The organism is Patiriisocius sp. 208BN25-11 (assembly GCF_058147145.1).
Map to the genome: position 1 here is coordinate 119,348 of NZ_JBYVJY010000004.1, position 24,402 is coordinate 143,749.

At 36.8% G+C, this 24,402-nt stretch carries 24 protein-coding genes and 1 tRNA gene; 20 read left to right on the top strand and 5 right to left on the bottom strand.

The window, feature by feature from the left end:
• Positions 1 to 146 precede the first annotated feature (146 nt).
• On the bottom strand, positions 147 to 1,994 hold the full coding sequence (locus ACY2RS_RS07090; protein WP_490097932.1) for a helix-turn-helix transcriptional regulator: 1,848 nt from the start codon (positions 1,992 to 1,994) through the stop codon (positions 147 to 149).
• A 243-nt stretch (positions 1,995 to 2,237) separates the two neighbouring features.
• On the opposite strand from ACY2RS_RS07090, the gene ACY2RS_RS07095 reads away from it, so the two are divergent.
• The 18 genes from ACY2RS_RS07095 (at position 2,238) to ACY2RS_RS07180 (ending at position 18,460) form a co-directional block, all read left to right on the top strand.
• Positions 2,238 to 3,068: an N-acetylmuramidase domain-containing protein gene (locus tag ACY2RS_RS07095; RefSeq protein ID WP_490097933.1), complete on the top strand. Its 831-nt coding sequence runs from the start codon at positions 2,238 to 2,240 to the stop codon at positions 3,066 to 3,068.
• A 205-nt stretch (positions 3,069 to 3,273) separates the two neighbouring features.
• Positions 3,274 to 3,355: transfer RNA gene (locus ACY2RS_RS07100), tRNA-Leu, on the top strand.
• A gap of 131 nt (positions 3,356 to 3,486) precedes the next feature.
• Complete coding sequence (locus ACY2RS_RS07105; RefSeq protein WP_490097934.1) at positions 3,487 to 4,425, top strand: ribose-phosphate pyrophosphokinase; 939 nt, start codon at positions 3,487 to 3,489, stop codon at positions 4,423 to 4,425.
• 431 nt (positions 4,426 to 4,856) lie between these two features.
• Entirely contained in the window at positions 4,857 to 5,489 is a 633-nt protein-coding gene (locus ACY2RS_RS07110) for a 50S ribosomal protein L25/general stress protein Ctc (RefSeq protein WP_490097935.1), read from the top strand.
• Positions 5,490 to 5,713: 224 nt separating this feature from the next.
• Complete coding sequence (gene pth, locus ACY2RS_RS07115; protein WP_490098073.1) at positions 5,714 to 6,280, top strand: aminoacyl-tRNA hydrolase; 567 nt, start codon at positions 5,714 to 5,716, stop codon at positions 6,278 to 6,280.
• Position 6,281: 1 nt separating this feature from the next.
• A complete protein-coding gene (locus ACY2RS_RS07120; RefSeq protein WP_490097936.1) occupies positions 6,282 to 7,214 on the top strand; it encodes a bifunctional riboflavin kinase/FAD synthetase in 933 nt (310 codons plus the stop codon).
• Positions 7,207 to 8,544 (top strand): HTTM domain-containing protein, encoded by a 1,338-nt coding sequence (locus tag ACY2RS_RS07125; protein ID WP_490097937.1) that lies wholly within the window; start codon positions 7,207 to 7,209, stop codon positions 8,542 to 8,544. The genes ACY2RS_RS07120 and ACY2RS_RS07125 overlap by 8 nt, the downstream gene beginning before the upstream one ends.
• A 265-nt stretch (positions 8,545 to 8,809) precedes the next feature.
• Positions 8,810 to 10,081, top strand: a complete 1,272-nt coding sequence (serS, locus tag ACY2RS_RS07130; protein WP_490097938.1) for a serine--tRNA ligase — start codon at positions 8,810 to 8,812, stop codon at positions 10,079 to 10,081.
• A 92-nt stretch (positions 10,082 to 10,173) separates the two neighbouring features.
• Positions 10,174 to 11,958 carry a tetratricopeptide repeat protein gene (locus ACY2RS_RS07135; protein WP_490097939.1) on the top strand — a complete coding sequence of 595 codons (1,785 nt, stop codon included), beginning with the start codon at positions 10,174 to 10,176 and terminating at the stop codon, positions 11,956 to 11,958.
• A gap of 155 nt (positions 11,959 to 12,113) precedes the next feature.
• Positions 12,114 to 12,422, top strand: a complete 309-nt coding sequence (locus ACY2RS_RS07140) for a DUF4286 family protein (RefSeq protein ID WP_490097940.1) — start codon at positions 12,114 to 12,116, stop codon at positions 12,420 to 12,422.
• A gap of 22 nt (positions 12,423 to 12,444) precedes the next feature.
• The gene (gene rsmA / locus ACY2RS_RS07145) at positions 12,445 to 13,299 is read left to right on the top strand and encodes a 16S rRNA (adenine(1518)-N(6)/adenine(1519)-N(6))-dimethyltransferase RsmA (protein WP_490097941.1); all 855 of its coding nucleotides are present in this window, start codon (positions 12,445 to 12,447) and stop codon (positions 13,297 to 13,299) included.
• The gene (gene mgtE, locus ACY2RS_RS07150; RefSeq protein WP_490097942.1) at positions 13,277 to 14,626 is read left to right on the top strand and encodes a magnesium transporter; all 1,350 of its coding nucleotides are present in this window, start codon (positions 13,277 to 13,279) and stop codon (positions 14,624 to 14,626) included. The genes rsmA and mgtE overlap by 23 nt, the downstream gene beginning before the upstream one ends.
• A 471-nt stretch (positions 14,627 to 15,097) precedes the next feature.
• On the top strand, positions 15,098 to 15,463 hold the full coding sequence (locus ACY2RS_RS07155; protein ID WP_490097943.1) for a cupin domain-containing protein: 366 nt from the start codon (positions 15,098 to 15,100) through the stop codon (positions 15,461 to 15,463).
• A gap of 182 nt (positions 15,464 to 15,645) precedes the next feature.
• The gene (locus ACY2RS_RS07160; protein ID WP_490097944.1) at positions 15,646 to 16,584 is read left to right on the top strand and encodes a 2-hydroxyacid dehydrogenase; all 939 of its coding nucleotides are present in this window, start codon (positions 15,646 to 15,648) and stop codon (positions 16,582 to 16,584) included.
• 92 nt (positions 16,585 to 16,676) lie between these two features.
• A complete protein-coding gene (locus ACY2RS_RS07165; protein ID WP_490097945.1) occupies positions 16,677 to 17,060 on the top strand; it encodes a VOC family protein in 384 nt (127 codons plus the stop codon).
• Positions 17,061 to 17,155: 95 nt separating this feature from the next.
• A complete protein-coding gene (locus tag ACY2RS_RS07170) occupies positions 17,156 to 17,479 on the top strand; it encodes an ArsR/SmtB family transcription factor (RefSeq protein WP_490097946.1) in 324 nt (107 codons plus the stop codon).
• Positions 17,480 to 17,489: 10 nt separating this feature from the next.
• Positions 17,490 to 17,981, top strand: coding sequence for a DUF6428 family protein (locus ACY2RS_RS07175; RefSeq protein ID WP_490097947.1), 492 nt, complete (start codon positions 17,490 to 17,492; stop codon positions 17,979 to 17,981).
• A 62-nt stretch (positions 17,982 to 18,043) separates the two neighbouring features.
• Positions 18,044 to 18,460, top strand: coding sequence for an arsenate reductase ArsC (locus ACY2RS_RS07180; RefSeq protein ID WP_490097948.1), 417 nt, complete (start codon positions 18,044 to 18,046; stop codon positions 18,458 to 18,460).
• On the opposite strand, the gene ACY2RS_RS07185 is transcribed toward ACY2RS_RS07180, so the two are convergent.
• The 4 genes from ACY2RS_RS07185 to ACY2RS_RS07200 are packed head-to-tail and all read right to left on the bottom strand — an operon-like array spanning position 18,457 to position 22,885.
• On the bottom strand, positions 18,457 to 19,212 hold the full coding sequence (locus ACY2RS_RS07185) for a DUF5995 family protein (protein ID WP_490097949.1): 756 nt from the start codon (positions 19,210 to 19,212) through the stop codon (positions 18,457 to 18,459). The two genes, ACY2RS_RS07180 and ACY2RS_RS07185, sit on opposite strands and share 4 nt — an antisense overlap.
• Before the next feature lie 23 nt (positions 19,213 to 19,235).
• Positions 19,236 to 21,056 carry a GNAT family N-acyltransferase gene (locus ACY2RS_RS07190; protein ID WP_490097950.1) on the bottom strand — a complete coding sequence of 607 codons (1,821 nt, stop codon included), beginning with the start codon at positions 21,054 to 21,056 and terminating at the stop codon, positions 19,236 to 19,238.
• A 59-nt stretch (positions 21,057 to 21,115) separates the two neighbouring features.
• Complete coding sequence (locus ACY2RS_RS07195) at positions 21,116 to 22,372, bottom strand: aspartate kinase (RefSeq protein ID WP_490098074.1); 1,257 nt, start codon at positions 22,370 to 22,372, stop codon at positions 21,116 to 21,118.
• Positions 22,373 to 22,396: 24 nt separating this feature from the next.
• Positions 22,397 to 22,885 (bottom strand): GNAT family N-acetyltransferase, encoded by a 489-nt coding sequence (locus ACY2RS_RS07200; protein WP_490097951.1) that lies wholly within the window; start codon positions 22,883 to 22,885, stop codon positions 22,397 to 22,399.
• Between the two features lie 82 nt (positions 22,886 to 22,967).
• Here ACY2RS_RS07200 and fbp point away from each other — a divergent pair, with 82 nt between their 5' ends.
• Entirely contained in the window at positions 22,968 to 23,972 is a 1,005-nt protein-coding gene (fbp, locus tag ACY2RS_RS07205; RefSeq protein ID WP_490097952.1) for a class 1 fructose-bisphosphatase, read from the top strand.
• Positions 23,973 to 24,025: 53 nt separating this feature from the next.
• A complete protein-coding gene (locus ACY2RS_RS07210; RefSeq protein WP_490097953.1) occupies positions 24,026 to 24,373 on the top strand; it encodes a fructose 1,6-bisphosphatase in 348 nt (115 codons plus the stop codon).
• The last annotated feature ends 29 nt before the right edge of the window (positions 24,374 to 24,402 follow it).

Sequence of the window (24,402 nt, forward strand, 5' to 3'; positions counted from 1 at the left end):
CCCCACATATTTATAGTAACGCTCACAAAAAAATAATAAATCCTACAATGCTATTCTTTGTGATCATATGCATTACTCAAAGAACGCCTATCTATTTCTAATTCCAATTAATTATGGGTGGACAAAGCAATGGACAACGCAAAATATTAGTTCTGAAGCTCTATAAATTCTAGGATAGGTGTTTCTTTGGAGATGCCAAGTTTCTTGCGTAAACGGTAGCGTAACTTCACGACACTTTCTGGAGAAATACCCAATATATTTGCTATTTCTTTGGTTTTTAAGTTTAGTTTTTCTAGTGCTATGAGACGTTCCTCAGAATTTGTGATATCACTATGTGCCTGTCTAGCTGACAGTAAAAAATTAGGATACACCAAAGCAAATTTGTCTTTAAAGTCAGTCCAGTGATCTGAGGTTAAAATCTTCAATGAAACTAATTCTTGGAGCTTGTCTATTTTTTCGTTGCTACCAAACTCTTGCTGCAACTTAGATATTTCAGAAGTTAATAATTCAATAGCATCACTTTTTGTAACAAGCTCTTTGGTAAAGGAATTTAATTGTTCTTTATTGGCATTTAATTTCATTTGCAATACATCTCGTTTTTGTTTAGCGCGTCTTCTTATAAAGAGTACACTTACTAATGCCAGCAAAAAGCTTCCTATAATAACTGCCCAAAGAAATCTGTTTTTGCTTTTAGCAATTAAATTATCTTTATGAAGTAGCTCAATTTTGGCTTCTTGCTGGGATATTTCTTTTTGTTGTTGCTCGTTTTCAAAAAGACTTTGATAATAGGTAAGTGCGTTTGCTTTTTTTACACTAAAAATAGAATCTCTAAAAGCATGCAATTCTTTTGTGTTTTTTAATGCCTTTCTTATATTTCCTTTTGCTTCATAAATGTTTGTTTGCAAACTTAAGGTTTCCTCTAATAGTTGCCCGCGTTTCCCCTCTTTTGCTATTACTAGCAATTTATTTACTTTTTGTAAAGCGACATCTATTTTTCCTGTTGCAAATAAATAGTGTGCTAAACTTAAGTAATATTGCGAATTTTTAATTGTAATATCTAATGATGGGTCTAGTTTCGTTGCTGCTAAATCTAAGTGTTTTTTACCTGCTTCTATGTTATTATTTTCTATGTAAAACTCGGCTAAAGTAGCATGTAATAAATTAAAATCTGCTTCTAACGAATCATAATTATCAAGATGTTTTTCTGCTGCTAGCAACATCTTTTCTTGTTGTTTTGTATCTCCAATGTTTTTATAGTTAATGGCTTGGTTATAATACAATGAAAATAATCCTGGTCGATTTTCTTTTTTAACTTTTTCAATTAAAATTTTCCTGGCAGCAATCGTTTTTTCATCAAACCCATTGATGCCATATACACTTATAACAGCACCCGCCGTATGATTTGCATAAGATAAGTCGCCCAAGTTTTCATAATAGGTATTTGCCAAGGTAAAGTCTTCTATTGCTTTTAAGTGGTTTCCTTTTTCGAAATACCCCTGCCCTCTAAAAAATAAGGCGTCGGCCATATAAATAGAATCCTTAGAACCATACAATGAAATGGCCATTGTGTAATCTTTTATTGCTTTATTTATTTGGTTTTTATTTAAAAAAGCACCAGCACGTTTTAAGTGAATTCCTCCTTTTAAATACGTGTCAGAAACGCTATCCTTATAGGGCATTATTTGATCGACTAGAGATAGGGTTTTAGAAGGGTTTTGGAGTAATACAGTGTTTACATAAGCTATTTTTAGGGTCTTTTCAATAGCCTGATCAAATAACTTTTCTTGAAGTGCAATAGTTATATATTGATCTGCATATGAGGCATGAGATGTATTGTCTTTATTCTTTGTTTTGGTTAATAAACTATCAAGGGCTGTTAATTTCGCTTCTGGTGTTGTTGCCTTGGAAAGCTGAATTTTAAAATCATCAACGGTTTGTTGTGCTTGACAAAGCAAAGAAATGAATACTAGTAAAAAGAAGAGGAGATTTTTCATGGGTTTATTTAAGATTCTTATGGTATCACAAAACTATACTTACAACACATCTACAAAAAAAATAATAGCATTAAATAACATGGACAAAAAAATGGACAAAACTATCAGAAGCTACTCATACCGTAAGATACATTATTTATAAAAAAAAGTAAAGTTTTAGGAAATAAGAAGGAGATTAAATATCTTTAGTAGTTTCTAAAACACCCCAATATTGTATTGCTATTTCATCTTTAAATTACTACTATGCAAACATTAAAACTACGTTCAAGAAATTCTGGGGTGTATGTACTAGAAGAACTTTTAGTAAGCCTTGGCTACGAGGTATATGTATCTAATTATTTTGGAACAGACACACATTATGCCGTGCAAGACTTTCAGGCTAAAAATAATTTAGTTGTAGATGGTCTTGTAGGGCCAAAAACCTGGTCTAAACTATTAAAAGCACAGCAAAAACTAACTCAGTTTAACGACAAACTCCTGTCTGAAGACGACCTCAAAGAATTTGCTTCACAATACAATATTGAACTTGCCGCAGTAAAAGCTGTTAATGAAGTAGAAAGCAACGGCAAAGGTTTCTTGCTAGATGGAAGACCGCGTATTTTATTTGAAGGACACGTGTTTTGGCGAGAACTTAAAGCAAGAGGGATTGACCCACAAACCCTTGTAAGCGAACGCTCAAAAAATGTGTTGTATAAGACTTGGACCAAAAATTTTTACGAAGGCGGAAAACAAGAATACGATCGTCTAGAAAAAGCAGCTGGTTTGAGTGATGAAGATGCTGTGCATGATGCCGCTTATGCTTCTGCATCGTATGGAACTTTTCAAATCATGGGCTCTCATTATTCACTATTAGGATATCCCACAGTTGATAATTTTGTATCCGACTTATATACGCATGAAAGCAAGCACTTGAAAGCCTTTGGCTTGTTCTGCAAAGCCAACAATTTAATAAGACATTTACAATCTAAAAATTGGGCTAGCTTCGCAAAAGGCTATAACGGTTCTGGATACAAAGAGAACAAATACGACACTAAATTGGCAAGTGCCTACAAAAGGTATAAAGCCATGGAATAATGCAAGTATTTAAGAAAACAAACCCTCATCCCCAGCCCTTCTCCCACTGATAAGGGAGTAGGCATTTTGAAAATTCACAATTTATGAACCTCTCCTATTATATTTTAACTAGCTGATGCATTTATTCTAAAATTTCTTTTATTTTTGCAGTCCGTTTTGCTCAAGTGGCGGTTCCGATAGTTATCGGAATGGTAGACACAGAAATGCTCAAGTGGTGGAATTGGTAGACACGTTGGATTCAAAATCCAATGCTTCACGGCGTGCGGGTTCGATTCCCGCCTTGAGTACGTAAAGCCTCTATTTTCAATAGAGGCTTTTTTTGTGCATATCTCACAAAAATTCTTAATAACTACAAACAACTTTTTTTTAGCTCTTTAATCGTTTTCATATACATTTGCTACAACGTAAAAAAACCACCATGTCTTCAAAACCAACTCCCAAAATTTTTGCTTGTAAACAAAGTCAAACCCTTGCCATAGATATTGCAAAAGCCTACGGTATTCCGCTAGGAAATATCATTACCTCGACCTATAGCGACGGTGAGTTTCAACCTAGTTTTGAAGAGTCTGTACGTGGATGCCGCGTGTTCTTAATTGGATCTACACATCCAAGTAGCGACCATTTAATGGAATTATTACTCATGTGTGATGCAGCAAAGCGCGCAAGTGCAAGACATATTACTGCTGTGATGCCTTATTTTGGATGGGCAAGACAAGACAGAAAAGACAAACCACGTGTGCCTATCGCTGCAAAAATGATTGCAAAAATGCTTGAGACAGCTGGAGCTACACGAATTATCACCATGGATTTGCATGCAGATCAAATTCAAGGGTTTTTCGAAAAACCGGTGGATCACCTTTTTGCTTCTACCATTTTCTTACCTTATTTAAAAAGTTTAAATCTAGACAATCTAACTATTGCTTCGCCAGATATGGGAGGTAGTAAAAGAGCCTATGCTTACTCAAAAGCACTTAGCAGCGATGTAGTAATTTGTTACAAACAACGTGAAAAAGCAAACGTGATAAGCCACATGGAACTTATTGGAGACGTGAAAGGTAAAAACGTAGTACTTGTAGATGATATGGTAGATACCGCAGGAACCCTAACCAAAGCAGCAGACCTCATGATGGAGCGAGGCGCGTTAAGCGTTCGTGCTATTTGTACGCACCCTATCTTATCTGGTAGTGCCTATGAACGACTTGAAAACTCTAAACTTGAAGAACTCATCGTAACCGATTCTATTCCGTTGCGTCAAGAAAGCCCAAAACTTCGTGTACTCACTTGCGCCAACCTATTTGCAGATGTCATGCTAAGCGTGCACGGAAATAAATCAATTGCCGAGAAGTTTTTAATGTAATCGTTGGTAGGACGCTTCGCTGGGAGTAATTTCTTTAAAAAAATCAAAAAATGCCCCCTTCCTTTGAAGGAAGTCCCGAAGCTTCGGGAGGGGATGGATGTTACCGCAAAATAGTTGGTGATTTCTATTTCCATAGACTTTCTTAATTCTTCAAGTATTAAAATAAAACCCTCATCCCCAGCCCTTCTCCCACTGAGAAGGGAGTAGTTTCTGAATTTATATTAAAATCCAACATCCAACGACTAAAGACTAACTACCAAAGACTTTTTTTACAAAAAGAAAAAACTTATCTTTGCAGCCCGAAAATTCGGGAAAACAACATATTATAATTTAAAATTTCAAAATGAAATGAGCCTTAACTACTTGTTTTCTATTTAAAACATATACGACGGCGAATTCCATTTGACTTAAAAATCATTTAAAAAAAACAAATGAAATCAATTACAATCAACGGATCAAAAAGAGAAAGCGTGGGCAAAAAAGCGACAAAAGCCTTACGTAATGCTGGAATGGTTCCTTGCGTAGTATACGGAGGAGACGAGCCAATTCACTTTCAAGCACCAGAGCTTGCCTTCAACAAACTTGTATACACGCCAGACGTACATACAGTTGTGATTGAACTAGACGGTGTTAAAGTAAATGCAATTTTACAAGACATTCAGTTTCACCCAGTAACAGACAGAATCTTACACATTGACTTCTATCAAATATTTGATGACAAAGAAGTAATGATGGAAATCCCTGTACGTATTACAGGAAATTCAAGAGGTGTTCGTAATGGTGGTGTACTTCGTATTGTTACACGTAAATTACGTGTAAAAGCTGTACCTGCAAACTTACCAGACTTTATCGAAGCAGATATTACTGAGATGAAGATTGGTGCTAAAATGTATGTTACTGCTGTACAAGACGAGAAATACGCTATCTTACATACAGACAACACAGTAATCTGTCAAGTTAGAACTTCTAGAACTGCAGTTGATGATACAGACGATGAAGATGAAGAAGAAGGTGCAGAAGGTGCAGAAGCAGCTCCAGCAGCTGATGCAGCTCCAGCAGAATAAACGCAACAACGTTAATTATATAAAAAGCATTCCGTTAATTCGGGATGCTTTTTTTATTTTTACGAAACAAACTGTATACTATGCTTTCTTTTCTTCGGAAACTTTTGGGGCTCGACACCTCCTTACAACATAAAACAATACCAGAACAAAAGGAACCCATAGTAGCCGCTAACATTTCAGAAGAAAATACACCAAAAGTAGCTTCAACAAACGAAGCAACACCTATGAAAAAATTTTTAATCGCCGGTTTAGGAAATATTGGTCCGAAATACCAAAATACACGCCATAATATTGGCTTTAAAATTTTAGATGCCCTCGCAAAAGAAGCAGATCTTACTTGGGAAACGGTAAAATTAGGAGATATCACTACCCATAAAAAAAAGGGAAGAACCTTTATCTTACTAAAACCAAGCACCTACATGAACCTTAGTGGGAAAGCTGTTAAATACTGGATGGAAAAAGAAAATATTCCCATAGAAAATCTACTGGTAGTGACAGACGACCTCAACCTAGATTTTGGAACGTTTAGAATCAAAGGAAAAGGAAGTAGCGGCGGCCATAACGGGCTTAAACACATTCAAGAAGTGCTCAATACAGGAAAGTATCCAAGATTTAGATTTGGTATTAGCGACACCTTTTCTAAAGGACGCCAAGTAGATTATGTGCTAGGAGAATGGACTGCAGACGAAGAATCGCATCTTATAGAACGCATTCCTAAAAGCATTGCGGCTATAGAATCTTTTGGTTTGGCAGGCATTAATAACACCATGAACAGCTTTAACGGTCAATAAAATGGAAGAATATACAACCGCTTCCAATTTCAAAAGCGCTACGCAAAGCGTTATTACTATTGGTACCTTTGATGGAGTTCATGTTGGGCATCGCGCTATTGTAGAACGTCTTGTTACAACCGCAAAAGAAGAAGGACTGGCATCTGTGCTACTCACTTTTTTTCCGCATCCTAGAATGGTGCTGCAAAAAAATAGCGACATCAAACTCATTAATACCCTTGCCGAAAAAAAGAAAGCACTAGAACATATTGGTCTAGACTATTTTGTAGTAGAACCCTTTACCTATGAGTTTTCTAGGCTTACTGCTCTTGAGTATGTCCGTGATATTTTAGTACACCAACTCAAAGCCAAAAAGATCATTATTGGTTACGATCACCGATTTGGACGCAATAGAAATGCAAACATCGAAGACCTAAAAAAATATGGAAAAGAATACGGATTTGAAGTGGAAGAAATAAGCGCGCAACAACTCGATGAAGTTTCGGTAAGTTCTACCAAAATTAGAAAAGCACTAGACGCAGGAGACATTACCACCGCCAACAAGTATTTAGGCTATCATTTTAGCATAGAAGGCACCGTTGTAAAAGGCAAAGCCCTTGGCAGAACCATTAATTATCCTACTGCAAACCTTGCTGTTGTAGAAGATTATAAACTTATTCCGAGTAATGGAGTGTATGTGGTACAAGCCAATATAGACGACACAGCAACCTACGGAATTACAAGCATTGGCACCAACCCTACCGTAGGCGGAACCAAAAAAACCATTGAGACTTTTTTCTTAGATATTGATAAAGATCTCTACGGAAATACCCTGACCTTACAATTTTTAACACACATTCGTGACGAAGCTACGTTTAAAGACATAGACGCCTTAAAGGAAGCCATTCAACAAGACGAAGCTTTTGCACGAAACTACATAAAGAACCTTGCATAAATTTTTATTCAAACATATAGACAATAGTGGTCTCGTTCTTTTTCGAGCAGTGTTTGGGTTCCTTATAGCAGCTGAAGCCTTTGGGGCCATTGCAACGGGTTGGGTTCGTAGAACTCTCGTTGAACCCGACTTTACCTTTAACTTTATTGGTTTTGAATTTTTACAACCATTGCCCGGTTATGGCATGTATATCTACTTTGCCATCATGGGTGTTTTTGGTATTGGAGTGATGCTGGGCTACAAATACAGACTCAGCATGTTTTGTTATGCCCTTATGTGGACCTGCGTCTATTTAATGCAAAAAACCAGCTACAACAATCACTATTACCTCATGATGCTCTTGTGTTGGGGCATGGTGTTTTTACCCGCCAACAAATGGTTTTCATTAGACGCCAAACAACAACCCGAAAAAGTATCCAGATCCATGCCTCGTTGGGTAGCCTTGTTTGTGATCTTACAAGTATGGATTGTCTACACCTATGCCTCTGTAGCAAAAATATACCCAGACTGGCTTGATGGCACCACTACAAGCCTATTCATGTCTGGCAAAAAAGACTATTGGCTCATTGGCGACTTTTTACAACTACCCTGGGTACATTATTGCATTGCTTATGTAGGCATCTTCTTTGACCTGCTCATTGTCCCACTACTGCTCTGGAAACGCACTCGATTTGTTGCCTTTTGCGTCTCTATATTTTTCCATCTCTTTAATGCAGTGGTGTTTCAAATTGGGATCTTTCCGTTTATGTCAATGGCATTTGCCTTTTTCTTTTTCTCTTCAGAAATTTTACAACGCCGATTCCTTCCTAAAAAAGAACATTATAGCTTGGGAGAAGTAAAAGTGCCGTCCTATAAAAAAGGATTACTTATAGTGTGTAGCATCTATTTTATTATTCAAATAGCGCTACCGCTAAGACATTGGTTTATTCAAGACGACGTGCTGTGGACCGAAGAAGGCCATCGTCTAAGTTGGCGTATGATGTTACGTACCAAAGGAGGCACCACCACACTCTACACAGTAAACAAAGAAACCCAAAAGCGTGAGCGCTATGATTACAAAGCATTACTTAGCAGAAAACAACAAAGCAAAGTAAATTCGAAACCCGATTTTATTTGGCAATTGGCGCAGCGTATTAAAAAAATAGAAGCTGAAAAAGGAAATGATGTTGCCGTATATGCAGACACCCGCGTTCGTGTAAATGGAGGAGTCATGTATCGCCTTATAGACAACACCATAGACTTAGCATCTCAAGAATGGAATCATTTTAAACATCACGACTGGTTGCTACCTTCTCCAGAGAACTATCACAAGGCACCAGACAAAAAATAATAGCTATCTTTAAGACTTTTAAATAGACTGTCATGATTAATAAAAACTCCAAAAAAGACAAAGCGCGAAACATGCAATCTGTAGTGTTGCTTGTTATTTTTATTCTTGTGATTATGGGCTTTTTACTAAACCGTTTCTGACAATTAATTTGAAAATTCATCAATTTGAAAATGAGTTGATTTTCAAATCTTCAAATTAGTTCATTTTCAAATCCTCCTTTCTCACAATTTCCATAACTTTACCGCTTCAAAAAATTTAAGGAAATATGTTACAAGTTCACGCCATTCGCGATCATAAAGAAGCCTACATCAAAGCACTCGAAAAAAGAGGCATCGATGCAACTTCTGTATTGAATCAAGTACTAGAAGCCGATGAAAATCGTCGTGCTACACAAACAAAACTAGACGAAGTATTGGCAGAATCAAATTCCCTTTCTAAAGAGATAGGGATGCTTTTTAAATCTGGAAAAGCTGCCGAAGCGAATGTGCTGAAAGAAAAAACAACAACACTCAAAGAAGCATCTAAAACGTTAGATGAACAGTTGAAGAATATTTCAGAAACACTTCAAAACCTTTTATATACCATTCCTAACATTCCAAATGCTTTAGTTCCCGCTGGACAGGATGAAAACGACAATGAAGAAACCTTTAGAGAAGGTGATATTCCAGTATTAGCAGAAGGAGCTCTACCGCACTGGGAGCTAGCCAAAAAATACGACCTTATCGATTTCGAATTAGGCGTTAAAATTACAGGAGCAGGATTTCCGGTATTTAAAGGAAAAGGTGCACGCTTGCAAAGAGCGCTTATTGCCTATTTCTTAGACAAAAATACAGCCGCAGGATATACAGAATACCAAGTGCCGCATTTGGTAAATGAAGCCTCTGGTTTTGGTACAGGACAATTACCAGACAAAGAAGGACAAATGTATCATGTGGGTGTAGACGATTTGTATTTAATTCCAACTGCAGAGGTGCCCGTAACCAATATGTTTAGAGGAGACTTAGTACAGGCTGCAGATCTACCTATTACTTGTACAGGGTATACACCCTGCTTTAGAAGAGAAGCAGGAAGTTATGGTGCACATGTTCGAGGTTTGAATAGATTACATCAATTCGACAAAGTAGAAATTGTACGTATTGAGCACCCAGATAATAGTTACAAAGCATTAGATGGCATGGTGGATCATGTAACTGAAATTTTAAGAGAACTACAATTGCCTTTTAGGATTTTACGTTTGTGCGGTGGCGATCTTGGGTTTACAGCAGCACTCACCTACGATTTTGAAGTATTTTCAACAGCCCAAGACCGATGGTTGGAGATAAGCTCTGTATCTAACTTTGAAGCATTTCAAGCCAACAGATTAAAATTACGTTTTAAAGACAATGACGGTAAAAACAAGCTAGCCCATACCTTAAACGGAAGCTCGTTAGCCTTACCTAGAGTACTTGCTGGAATTCTTGAAAATTACCAAACCCCAGAAGGAATTAAAATACCAGACGTGTTAGTTCCGTATTGTGGATTTGATATGATTAGCTAGTCAACATATATCCAAATTAAAAACCATTCTTAAAATCAATTAGGAATGGTTTTTGTTTTTAATCTCCTAGCTAAAAACACTATCTTTACGGTATGCGATATGTATTTGTTTTCTTATTTGTTTTATTAAGCACTTCTGTGTTTTCGCAAAGCGAAATTTTAGCACGCAATTATTTTGATCGTGGTGAGTATGAGAAAGCAATTTCTATCTACGAAAAACTCTATAAGGAATCTCCTTATAAGAACGATTACATGATCAAACTTATCGAAGCCAACCAACAGCTGGAAAACTTTGATGCCGCACAAGCTATCCTTGATAAAAAACTAAGCAAACGCAATCCGCAAAAGCAATACATGGTCGATTTAGGGCACAACTACGCCTTACAACAAAAAGACTCAATTGCTACTAGCTATTATCAAGAAGCACTCGCATTTATTGATGAAAAACCCAATTATGCTTCAGTCATTGCCAAAAGATTTGAAGGATACAGCCTCTTAGACGAAGCGGTTATTGCCTATGAAAAAGGCATGGAGCTCAATCCAGATGTAAACTACAATTTACAATTAGCGCGCATTTATGGGGAACAAGGGAAGCTAGAAAAAATGTTTTTAAAGTATATCAATGCTGTAAAATTTCAGCAACGCTATAAAAGCACCGCACAACGAAATTTTAGTTTGTATGTTACCGAAGATCCTAACAATGAAGCAAACGTAATTCTTAGAAAAATCCTACTCACAAAACTGCAAGAAGGTCCCGATGTATTGTACAACGAATTGTTGAGCTGGTTATTTATTCAGCAAAAAGAATTCGATAAAGCCTTTAGACAAGAAAAAGCCATTTACAAAAGAATGAACGACGGTGATTTGGGAGGTATTTCAGATCTTGCCCTCATTGCTATTGCAGAAGAAGATTACGAAAGTGCCGAAGAGATTATCAATTTCGTCATTGAAAAGTCAGATACGCCAGGTGCCAAATTACAAGGGCACCAATACCTTATGAAAATTCGATTGGCAACTGCTACCGAAAAAGAGTATCCAGACATTATAGCTCAGTTTGAAAGCTTATTAGAGGAATACGGACGTGGCAAAGAAACCTATTTGCTGCAAATAGATTACAACCACTTTTTAGCATTTCAGGCCAATGATATTGCAAAAGCAACGAATAATTTAAAAGAACTTGCAGACAAAAAATTAAACGCCTACCAAGAATCTCGTGTAAAAATGGAATTAGCAGATATCTTAGTGTTTGATGAAAAATTTAACAGAGCACTGATCTACTATTCGCAAATACAACAAAAAGTAAAGAGTGATGTCTTAGCACAAGAAGCACGTTTTAAAGTGGCGCGTACCAGTTATTTTAAAGGTGACTTTGTGTGGGCAAAAGCACAGGTAGATGTCTTACGGAAATCTGCCACACAGCTTATTGCCAATGATGCCCTACAAATGGCGCTCATGATTCATGACAATACCTTAGAAGATTCGCTACAAACCGCATTAAAGAAATTTGCGCATGCCGATTTATTAGCCCTTCAAAATAAAGATACAGAAGCTATTGCTGCACTATTTGAAATTTTAACCAACCACAAGGGTGAGAAAATTGAAGATGAAGCATTGTTAAAACAAGGAGAATTGTATGAAAAAACAGGGCAATTCATCAAAGCCGAAGCAAATTACCTTAAACTTATTGAACTCTACAATGATGAGATTTTAGCAGACGATGCCTATTACAAACTAGCCAACTTGTACGAGAACGAATTAGAAAATCCTCAAAAAGCCAAAGACTACTATGAGCAAATCATTTTTAATTTTGCCGACAGTATCTACTTTGTTGAAGCGAGAAAAAAATACCGCATGCTACGCGGTGATGAAATTGAGTAAATTTAAAGGATACCTCAAAATAACATTCGGAAGCAACTCCTCTTTCATTTAAGATGATCTTTGCGTAATATTTCATCTCAACAAATAGTATCTCATCAACTAAAATCATTGTCGTACTTTTGCAAAGCACAATTTAGAATAAAAGAAGCTTCATTATGTACATATACAATGTCACTATAAACATAGAAAACAGCATCCATGACACCTGGGTACATTGGATGAAAACAGAGCACATTCCTGCGATGTTGGATACTAGAAAATTTAGCAAAGCGCTTATGACCAAAGTGATGGTAGAAGAAGAAATGGGAGGCACTACTTACTCTGTGCAATACACTACAGACAGTAAAGAAACCTTAGAAAAATACTATGCAGAAGATGCAGAAACCCTAAGAGCACAAAGCAAACCTTTTGAAGGAAAATTTGTAGCTTTTAGAACAGAGCTTGAAGTAATTTGCGAGCAATAACTAGTGTTAGAATCAAAAAAGCATGTCTAAAAAAAAGAAATACAAGAAGCATAGCGCCACACCGAAACGAGATTTTAACCCTCAAAATGATTCGGTACGCGCTAAAAAACATCTAGGACAGCATTTCTTGACAGATGAAACCATTGCCAAAGACATTGCCGAAACCCTAACATATAAAGGCTATACAAACGTTTTGGAAATTGGACCAGGAACGGGTGTTATGACCAAATATTTGTTAGAAAAAGAGTGTAATCTTGTTGCTATGGATTTGGACAGAGACTCGGTTCAATATTTACTGGAAAACTATCCGCAGGATACCCTTCAAATTTTAGAAGCCGATTTCTTAAAAGAAGACCTTCAAGATTATTTTGGCACCGAACAATTTGCCATCACAGGAAATTTCCCCTATAACATCTCGACACAAATTGTGTTTAAAATGTTAGAAATAAAAGAGCAGGTTCCAGAATTTACAGGGATGTTTCAAAAGGAAGTAGCACAGCGTATTTGTGCCAAAGAAGGAAACAAAACTTATGGTATTCTCTCAGTGCTAGCGCAAGCTTTTTACGATGCCGAGTATTTATTTACCGTACCGCCTACGGTGTTTAATCCGCCTCCAAAAGTAGACAGCGGTGTCTTAAGACTTACTCGTAAAGCATCCATACAGCTTGAATGTAGTGAAGCCATGCTCTATAAAGTGGTAAAAACAGCATTTCAGCAACGACGTAAAACACTACGTAACAGTTTAAAATCTTTTAATATTTCAGATAAAATAAAAGAAGATGCTATCTTTGGCCAACGACCAGAACAGCTATCTGTAGCACAATTTATTGCGCTAACACAAAAACTGGAACAAGATGCAATTTCAACTCACGAGTGATTTCATACAAAGCATACAAAAACTCATTGCCAAAAAAGATGGCAATGCGTTGCGCGAGCTCCTACAAGAATATCACTTTGCCGACATTGCAGAACTTTTAGAAGAACTTAAAAGTGACGAGGCCACCTACCTCATTAAACAATTAGAAAGCGAAATCACGTCAGACGCCATTATGGAACTGGACGAAGATATTCGTGAAAAAATTCTAGACCGTTTATCGCCAAAAGAAATTGCAGCCGAATTAGAAGAACTAGATACCGATGATGCCGCAGATATTGTGGCAACACTTGATGAAGAAATTCAAAAAGAGGTCATCGATAAAATTGAAGATGAAGAGCATGCTGCAGATATTGTAGAGCTCCTTAACTACGACGATGACACCGCGGGTGCCCTTATGGCAAAAGAATTGGTACAGGTAAAAGAAACTTGGACAGTAGCAGGTTGTGTACGTGAAATGCGACGCCAAGCAGAAAATGTAACCCGTGTACATTCTATTTATGTAACCAACAAAGAAGGAAAACTTACAGGAAGACTTTCATTAAAAGACTTACTTACCGCCGAGGCCAAAACAAAAATAAGTGACGTTTTTATTCCAAAAGTAGACTACGTTACCGTGCACACCGAAAATGAAGAAGTAGCGCGTATCATGCAAAAATACGATCTGGAAGCCATTCCTGTAATCGATGAGCAAGGTGTTTTGGTTGGAAGAATTACCATTGATGATATTGTAGATTTCATTAAAGATGAGGCCGAAAAAGATTACCAAATGGCGGCAGGTATCTCACAAGATGTAGAGGCAGATGACAGCATTTTAGAACTCACCAAAGCACGCTTACCTTGGCTGGTTTTAGGACTTCTAGGTGGATTAGGAAGTGTGTACATTATGAAAGGTTTTGACGAGGCTATTGCTAGTCATGTAGAGCTCTTTTTCTTCACACCGCTTATTGCCGCTATGGCTGGAAATGTGGGAGTACAATCAAGCGCCATCATTGTACAAGGTTTGGCAAACGACAATGTAAAAGGAAGTTTATTTAAAAGGCTTCTAAAAGAAGTAGGACTCGCACTCATTAATGGTGTTGTTCTTGGCTTGTTAGTAATCGTCTTTGGCGTACTCTCGGGCATGGATCAAAAGGTAGCCATTACTATTGCAGTCTCAATGCTACTCGTTATTATTGTTGCTGCACTTGTAGGTACCTTTGTCCCTATTATCTTAGACAAAAAAGGCATTGATCCCGCCATTGCAACGGGTCCGTTTATTACCACCAGTAATGATATTTTTGGGATTTTTCTGTTCTTCTTTATCGCAAAACTCATGCTTGAGTTTTAGGTTTTTTCTCTTGTGCCTCCGCTAAAGCTTCTGCGACACGCGGGCGGAAATTTTAGAAAATTATTATAATATCTTTTGAATAGTGTATTCCTATTCATCTCAATCCTTTTATACCGCCCTAAGCTAAGAAGTCGGGACCCATAGTTTGAAAAAGCGTTAAAAACAAAAGGCTGTTTGAGCCTATTTATAAAACTATATCATTAAACCCAATTGTTTATAAGGCGAGTTCATTTTGTTTAGCTTTTTTGAACGTTTTGGGTGACTTCTTAGGTTAAGGCTAGACTTTTTTTTTTAGCTCATGCTTTTTTATTGCTTAAGTATTCATGAATCTCCTTTGTCGATTTCTTTTTTGGGCAATGCAAAAAAGAAAAGAACACATTAAAAATAATTTTCAAATAAGAGTCATAACAAATCAACTTTAGAAGATTAAATATAAAATGAGTACCTTGTTTTTAATAAAACAATACCCACATGCACCCTATTAATATTAAAGAAAAGTTTAGCAAATTCAGCAAACAATGGCATCCCCATCAAATTGCTACAGTAGATGATATGCAAGTCATTTTGGCTAAAATTCAAGGCGAATTTGTATGGCATAAACACGATGATGAAGACGAACTATTTTATGTTCAAAAAGGGGTACTCGAAATGCACTTTAGAGACAAGGTAGAAATTGTAAAAGAAGGTGAAATCATCGTGGTTCCTAAAGGTGTTGAACATTGCCCGAAAAGTCAGGGAGATGAAGAGGTGCACCTATTACTCTTTGAAAAATTAAACACCAAACATACTGGAGATATACAGCACGAAAAAACACAAACCGAATACCCAAAAATTTAAGTGGCTATGTCTGGTTGAGCGCAGTCGAAACCTATTTTAAACAGATTGTTTTTAAAAGAAATAATACTACCCTTCGACAAGCTCAGGGTGACAGTAATGTTATTAAACAATTATCTCTAGCAATTTCATTTCAAAAGCACATACTTTCTTTATAAATTCACCAATATTTCAGAACTATGGCCATGAAAGTACTTCATTTAGATCAAAATCATCCACTACTATTAAAACAGCTCGCTAAGGCTGGTTTTGAAAACGCAGAGGACTATACATCTCCTAAAGAAGCCATAGAGGAGGTGATTGCAAATTATGATGGGATTGTCATACGCAGTAGATTTAACATAGACAAACAGTTTCTGGATGCTGCTACAAACCTAAAATTTATAGCACGCGTGGGTGCCGGACTAGAAAGCATTGACATCCCGTATGCTACAAGAAAAAACATTCATCTTATCTCTGCACCAGAGGGCAATAAAAATGCGGTGGGGGAACATGCATTAGGAATGCTATTATCCTTGTTTAACAACCTCAACAGAGCCGACCGAGAAGTCAAAGCTGGACAATGGAATAGAGAATTTAACAGAGGCATAGAAATAGAAGGTAAAACTATTGGTCTTATTGGTTATGGCAACATGGGGCGCTCCTTTGCAAAAAAATTAAAAGGATTTAATTGTACGGTCTTTTGTTATGACATTAAAGAAAGTGTGGGGAACAAAAATGCTACCCAAGTATCCTTAAAAACACTTCAAGAAATGGCAGATGTAGTGAGTTTACATACGCCTTGGACACCACAAACAAACAAAATGGTGGATGCTGGATTTATTGATAGTTTCCAAAAACCCTTTTGGTTGATTAATACCGCAAGAGGGAAAAGTGTAGTGACCAAAGATTTGGTAGCGGGTCTTCATAGCGGAAAAATTTTAGGCGCTGGCTTAGATGTGCTAGAGTATGAAAAGTTATCTTTTGAAACCCTATTTAACGACACCATGCCCCAAGAATTTAAAGAGCTATTGGGGATGGATAATGTTATCTTAAGTCCGCATATTGCTGGTTGGACGATAGAGAGTAAGGAGAAATTAGCTCAGGTAATTGTGGATAAAATTTTAAGTACTTTTAAGAAATAAATGAATGTTAATTAAAGACTCCAATGTATTTAGTGAATTTCTAAATAGTTTTGGAGTTATAAATGAGACCCCCGCCTGCGCGAGGGATGCATATGAAAAGAGTTACAGGCATTGGTGGTTTGTTCTTTAAAACAACAAACCCAAAAGCAACCAAAGAATGGTACAAAAAACACCTAGGATTTAATACGGATGAATGGGGCTGTACCTTTTGGTGGAAAGACGAAAACGGAAACAAATGTTCTACTCAATGGAGCCCTTTTTCGGAAGACACAGATTATTATGAGCCTTCCAAAAAAGACTTCATGTTTAATTATAGAGTAGAAAACTTAGTAGGACTTTTAGAACTTCTCAAAGAAGAAGGCGTCACCATCATAGGCGACATTCAAGAATTTGACTATGGCAAGTTTGGCTATATTATGGACAATGACGGCAACAAAATTGAGCTTTGGGAGCCTATAGACAGTGCTTTCGAATAAGATTTAAGGAGCATGAACAACTAAAAAGCAATGTATTTTTTTTATATCTCAAATTATCATCGTAATATTGCATTATACAACTAAAATAAATTGATATGGGCGTTTCAAAAAGGCACTTACACACCACAAGTGTAAATCAATTGGCAGACTTAGCCAAAGTACTATCACATCCCGCACGAATTTCTATTTTAAACTATATTGGAGATTGCGACGGATGTTTGTGCAAGGATATTTCAGAAACCATTAAGCTATCACAACCTACCACTTCGCAACATTTACAGGTTATAAAAAAAGCTGGATTGCTTAAAAGCAAGTTTGAAGGAAAAAGCCAGTATTACAGAATTAACGTAGACAAACTAGGCAAGTTAAAAGACCTATTCCAAGAATTTTTTGAAACCACTGAAGCGAAATGCTGTTAATTAAAAAGCTATGACAACACAAGAATTATTTACCACACTTAAAGAGCACCAAGATAAATCGCTCCTCTTTCAATATGCTCCGGGGCAATTGGTAGGAGCCAATTACCATATTACCGAAGTAAAACACATTACGGTAGACTCTGTAGATTGCGGAGCCCAAACCGATGCCTGGAAAGAGACTATTATACAGCTTTGGGAGAGTCCTTCGGAAATTGGAAAAACCGAGTTTATGTCTTGTTACAAAGCACTAGGCATCTTAAACAAAGTTGGAAAAATGAGACCCTACACAGAAAACAGTGAAGTCCGTTTTGAATATAGCAACAGTATGTTTCACACAGCCCAATTGTTTGTAACTGGAGTAGAAGTGCATGGCAGTAATGTAATGCTCAACCTAGCCACACAGAAAACAGCTTGTAAAGCAGAAGATATTTGTGGCGTACCAGAACCTATAGCCGCAGAAGCCTCAGCTAACAGTTGTGCTCCTGGAAGTGGATGTTGCTAAAAAAATATTATTAATTTGGTAGTGCAAACTACTTTGAGATACCCGCATGCGCGGGCATAAATATGAAAAACATACTCGTACTTTGTACAGGAAACAGTTGTAGAAGTCAAATGGCGCATGGTTATTTGCAGCAACTACTTGAAAACAAAGCCAGCATTTATAGTGCGGGCATAGAAACCCATGGCATCAACCCTGGGGCTGCAGCTACCATGGCTAAAGAAGGTATCGATATTACTACGCATACCTCAAATCATGTAGATGAATATGAAGGTGTTGATTGGCATTACATCATCACAGTTTGTGATCACGCCTATGAAAACTGTCCGTTTATTGCGGCACCAAATGCGAAGCGTTTACATCATAACTTTTATGACCCTTCAAAGTTTGTAGGCACACCTGCAGAGACTGAAGCTGCTTTTGCAAAAGCTAGAGATGAAATAAAAAACTACTGTAGTGATTTTGTAGCTGACTATTTTTAAGCATTTTCGAGGCTAGCAACTACTTTTTGAACATTTCTAGTTTCAAAAAAACGAATCACTTTAATTACAAAACGAAGTAGCTTGCTTTTTACATTGCTGAGCTCTTGGGCAAGGACAGCTATAATATCATCTCGTTGCCTAATTTGTTGTTGAGTATCGCTTGCTTCATGGTATTGATGTGCAAACAACCACGATCCATCACGCGCCAAACTAATACTAAACGCTGCTATTTTATCTTCTTTTCCTTTTCCTATCCATTCTAGCAAAATAAGTAAGGGAGATACTTTGTTAATACTAGCTTGCATAGTATTTACCATGGTACTTAGAATTTCATTAATGGCATCATAATCATTTTTAAAAGGTGCTAGTGGATTTCCCTCCCCAACCGTTTGCGAAGCTACAATTCCTAGATCAAGATTGATATGCGCATTAATCCCAAGTAAGATGTGTTGCAAAATAAGCAAAGAATTGTCTGCAGTAGCATCAAAGGTACGTTGCCAGCTTTGGGTAATTATGTTTCCTTGCTTATAGCTGTAGTAGGCTTCGAGATATCTATTGGCAAAAAGTACATCGAGAAGCTCCATTCTTGGGTTGTCTTCAAAATCGCCATTGAGAATACCATCTCTAATCCGTTTGGTTACTTTTTTATACAGTACTGGGAAGAAAGCCATGGCGCTGTTTTCTTGAATTTCAGCCGCAATAATTTCGTTTAGAATTTCTATAACTTCATTAATAGTTGTAGCTAAACGCATGGCACTTTTTTTAGGTTCCTAACTTACTCTTCTTCTTTAAAATTTCCGTTAGCATATTTTTTCTCTAACTCGGCTTGAAATTCCTCCATTACAGGTTTTACGGTACTTTCTGGCAAGTCGGCTATTTTGATATACATCAAACCATCTATGGCATTATTAAAGAGTGGATCTACATTAAATGCGACTACTTTTGCATTTTGCTTGATGTACTTTTTGAGTAAAACAGGCATACGCAGACTTCCTGGTTCCACCTCATCGATAATTTTATCGAACTTATTTAAATCGGCTGCACTTTCGTCGAATACAAAATCTTTGTCGGCATCTTTTAATTTTACTTTGTACTCTTTTTTAGGATTAATGTACTGGGCAATCCATGGATCGTAGTAGTTCGATTTCATGAATTCGATCATAAGCCCTTTAGAAAACTCACTAAATTTATTACTAATACTCACCCCACCAATTAAATATTTATGTTCGGGATGTCTTAGTGTGGTATGCACAATTCCTTTCCAAAGTAAAAACAGAGGCATAGGTTTTAATTGGTATTCTTTAATGATAAAAGCACGCCCCATTTCTATCGAGGTACTCATCATATCATACAATTCTGGTTCGAATCTAAATAGATCTTGCAAATAAAAACCATTGATTCCGTATTTAGCAAAAATCTTAGTTCCAAGTCCCATTCTATAGGCTCCCGCAATTTGTTGCGTTTTATTATCCCATAAAAACATATGGTGGTAATAACTATCAAACGAATCTAAATCGATGGCTTTGTTGGTTCCTTCACCAATTTCACGGAAGGTGATTTCTCGTAAACGCCCTATCTCTTGTAAGATATTAGGCATAAAAGACGCCGGGGCTAAGAAAACCTCATAGTTTTTACTTTCTAACAAACGCTTATTCTCATTTCGAAGCGCATCTACTTCTTGAATGATGGTTTCTTTAGAAATTTCACCCGCAATTTTCTTAGGAGCTTTTGGAATCTTCAAAGTTTTTGGAATGCTATCTCGCAACTTCTTTTTCTCAAAAGGATTGGAAAGCATATATGTTTTCTTTCGTAAAAAGGCAGAGAACTCTCCTGTGTCGACATATTCTTCTTGATCTTTTACCGAAATTGGATTTCCAATTCTAATTTTAATTAGACGCTCTCCTTGGGTAAGTAATTCGCTTGGCAATTTTGCCGTACGAAGTGTATCGCTCATGTCTGCCAACCTATAAAAAAGGCTACTATTTCGTGCATGAAAATAAATTGGCACTACTGGAACTTTTGCCTTTTTAATAATCTTAATGGCCCCTATTTCCCATTCTTTGTCGACAATATTATTGTTTTCATCCTTTGAGGTTGAGACTTCTCCTGCAGGAAAAAGCCCCAAAGGCTTATCGTCTTGAAGATGTAACAAAGCCTCTTTAATTCCTTGAAGACTTGATTTTGCATCCTTATGATTCTCAAAAGGATTCACTGGCATGATATAAGGCTTTAAAGGAACAACTCTATGCAATAGAAAATTTGCTATCACTTTAAAATCTGGTCGATGCTGTAAAAGTATTTTTAATAGTAATACCCCATCAATACCACCTAGAGGATGATTTGAGATCGTAATAAAAGGTCCGTTTTTTGGAATTCGCCTAAGATCTTCTTCAGGGATCTCAAAAGTGACCTTGAAATCGTCTAGTAAATAATCAATGAATGCCTTACCATCAAGATGTTTTTTCTTGTTGTATTTTTTATTGAGTGTTGAAATTTTCAAAATTCGCATAATGAGCATACTAATGCCATTACCAATAAAGCCAAGTTTGTCAACTTTAAGTGCTTTTGAAAATTCTTTGACGGATACAATACCCATTAAATGTGAGATTGATTTTGGTTAAGGTTAACCACAAATATAATCAAAAAGCTGTGCAACTATTCTTTAATTACCAATTGTACCGTTTCTCTACTTTCTTGTTTGAGTAAAACTTCTCGATCTTGCACCAAATTCTTCACCTCTTTTGAAACGGCATGACGAATGGTGTACAAAGTCACATTTTCGTTCCAACTTACTCTAAATGTGGAGCGTAATGCAGTTAATAACAGTTCCAAATTCTTGTATTTATTGTCGATGACTACAGAAAAACTAATGGCCGAATTCTGGATTAAAGCCACCTTCATTTTATAGGTGTCCAGCAAAGTAAAAATATCGCTTATGTTCTTTTCTACAATAAAACTAAAGTCTAACGAGGACAAAGACAGCAGCACCTGATCTCTTTTCAAAATAAAACAGGAGGTTTGCGGATCTAAGGTAACCCCTTTCCCAACACAGGTTCCAGCTGCGAGTGGGTCGTAAAAAGGCTTTACATACAAAGGTATTTCTTTGCGCTGCAGCGGTTGCAAGGTTTTTGGGTGAATTACCGAAGCACCATAAAAAGCTAATTCTATGGCTTCTCTGTACGATATATGATGCAATAAGGTGGTTTTTTCAAAATAACGCGGATCTGCATTCAAAACACCAGGAACATCTTTCCAAATGGTAACACTTGCTGCATTTAAACAATAGGCTAGAATCGCAGCTGTGTAATCACTTCCTTCTCTGCCCAATGTTGTAGTGAAATTATTACTGTCTTCGGCTCCTAGAAATCCTTGGGTGATGGTCATTCCAGAAGGGGTAATCTGTCTTGCTATTTGTGCTTGAGTGATTTCCCAATCTACCGTAGCATCCCTGTATTTTGTGTCTGTTGCAATGCAGGTTCTAATATCTAACCAGGTATTTTGAATTCCTACTTGTTCCAAATAGGCAGCGATAATGCTGGTAGAAAGTAATTCTCCAAAACACACTACTTGATCGTAGACAAAGGCATGGTTGGTAGATTTATTGGTCGTTAAAAAAGAGGTGAGTTGTGCAATAAGCGTATCGATCTTTTTAAAAATTGGTGCTGATGTGTTTTCAAAAAGATTATTTGCAATAGTGGTGTGAAATACCTTAATATCTAAGATGGTCTCTTTTAATTTTTGCGGACTATTAAAATAGGTAGCTACTACATGTTCTAAGGTATTGGTCATTTTATCCATGGCAGAAACTACAATTACCAAGTCTTTATGACCCGTTTTTTGTAGTACCGAAGCAACATTTTTTACTCCTTCGGCATCTTTTACCGAAGCTCCTCCAAATTTAAATACGTGTATCATAGGTTTCGCAAAGCGGAAATTTTAGTGGTTTGAATGCTGTGTTAGAAAATGAGACAACCCTTCTTCATCAAACTGAACCAAGTACCAATCTTTTAGCATTTTGGCACCGGTTTTTTTATAAAACTGTATCGCAGGAGTATTCCAATCTAATACCACCCATTCTACCCTTTTTACCTTATGTGATGCAGCAAATTCCATCACACGGGTGTACAATTTCATACCAATACCTGTGCCTCGCTGTGTTTCTCGTACAATTAAATCTTCTAGATGGACCGTTCGCCCATTCCATGTTGAAAATCTAAAATAGCAAAGTGCCATTCCAACAATGTCATTTTCTACTACAGCGACAAAGCAGGTAAATAAAGGTTGTGCTCCAAAACCTTCGGCTACTAATATTTCCGGAGAAATGCGCACCGCATTAGGCTCTTTCTCGAAGACAGCAAGTTCCTTAATAAGCTCAAGCACTTGAGGCATATCTTCTGGGGTCGCTTTTCGAATACTCACAGACATGATTTCTAGTTTTGGTACACAAATATCGGTTCAATTTCTTAAAAAAAGCGATATTTGCGTTAAATTCATTGAACAGCCCACCATGTCTACTAAAAATAAAACACTAGGAGAATTCATCATAGAAAATCAAACCGAGTTTAAATATTCTTCGGGAGAGCTTTCTAGACTTATTAATTCTATCCGTCTTGCCGCCAAAGTTGTAAACCACGAAGTAAATAAAGCGGGCTTGGTAGATATTTTAGGCGCTGCAGGAGATACCAATATTCAAGGTGAAGACCAACAAAAGTTAGATGTGTATGCCAATGATGTTTTTATTAAAACATTGACCAACAGAGAAATTGTTTGTGGTATTGCGAGTGAAGAAGAAGATGATTTTATCACGATTGTAGGTAGAAACGAAAAAAACGACAATAAATATATTGTCTTGATGGATCCCTTAGATGGATCGTCTAATATTGATGTAAATGTTTCTGTGGGAACTATTTTTTCAATTTACAGAAGGGTGACACCAGAAGGAACTCCAGTCACTATAGAAGATTTCTTGCAGCCTGGAAACAAGCAAGTCGCAGCTGGATATATTGTATATGGAACCTCGACCATGATTGTATATTCTACGGGACATGGCGTGAATGGCTTTACCCTAAACCCAGCTATTGGGACCTATTACTTGTCACATCCAAACATGCAGTTTCCAAAAGATGGAAACATCTACTCTGTTAATGAAGGAAACTATGTACATTTTCCACAAGGGGTAAAAGATTATATAAAATATTGCCAAAAAGAAGAAGGAGACAGACCGTATACCTCGAGGTATATTGGCTCTTTGGTATCTGACTTTCACAGAAATATGATTAAAGGAGGTATTTATATGTATCCAAACACTTCCAAAGATCCTGATGGGAAATTACGATTACTATATGAGTGTAATCCTATGGCATATTTAGCAGAACAAGCAGGAGGAAAAGCAAGCGATGGATTTTCTAGAATTTTAGATATAAAACCCACTGAGTTACACCAACGTGTACCTTTTTTCTGCGGAAGTAAAAACATGGTTTCTAAAGCTGAGAGTTTTATGCAACCCTCTTAAAAAGAAACATAATTCATTTATTTTTTATAAATTACCATATAATGTAACCTATTATGAGTAAAAAAACGAAACCCGAAGTAGCACAAGCTGAAGATTCTTCTTCAAAAATTGAAGCGATCAAAAACCTCATATTTGGTGAAAATATTCAGCAATACAATAGTGAGTTCGAGACCTTAAAAAAAGAGCTTGACGAACAAAAAGCGGCATTAGAAAATTATATCGATGAAGTAAGAGGTGAACTCATGCAAGCGATAGATTCTTTAAGTACCGACGTTAATATTCGAATTACCGATCTTGAAGATTCATTGACAGATAAAATAGATGATCTCAATGAAAAGAAATTAGACCGCAAACAAATGGGTAAATTATTAATCACTTTAGGTGAAAAAATAAGCTCTTAAGCTCCTTACAAAAGCGCTAAGCTTTAATA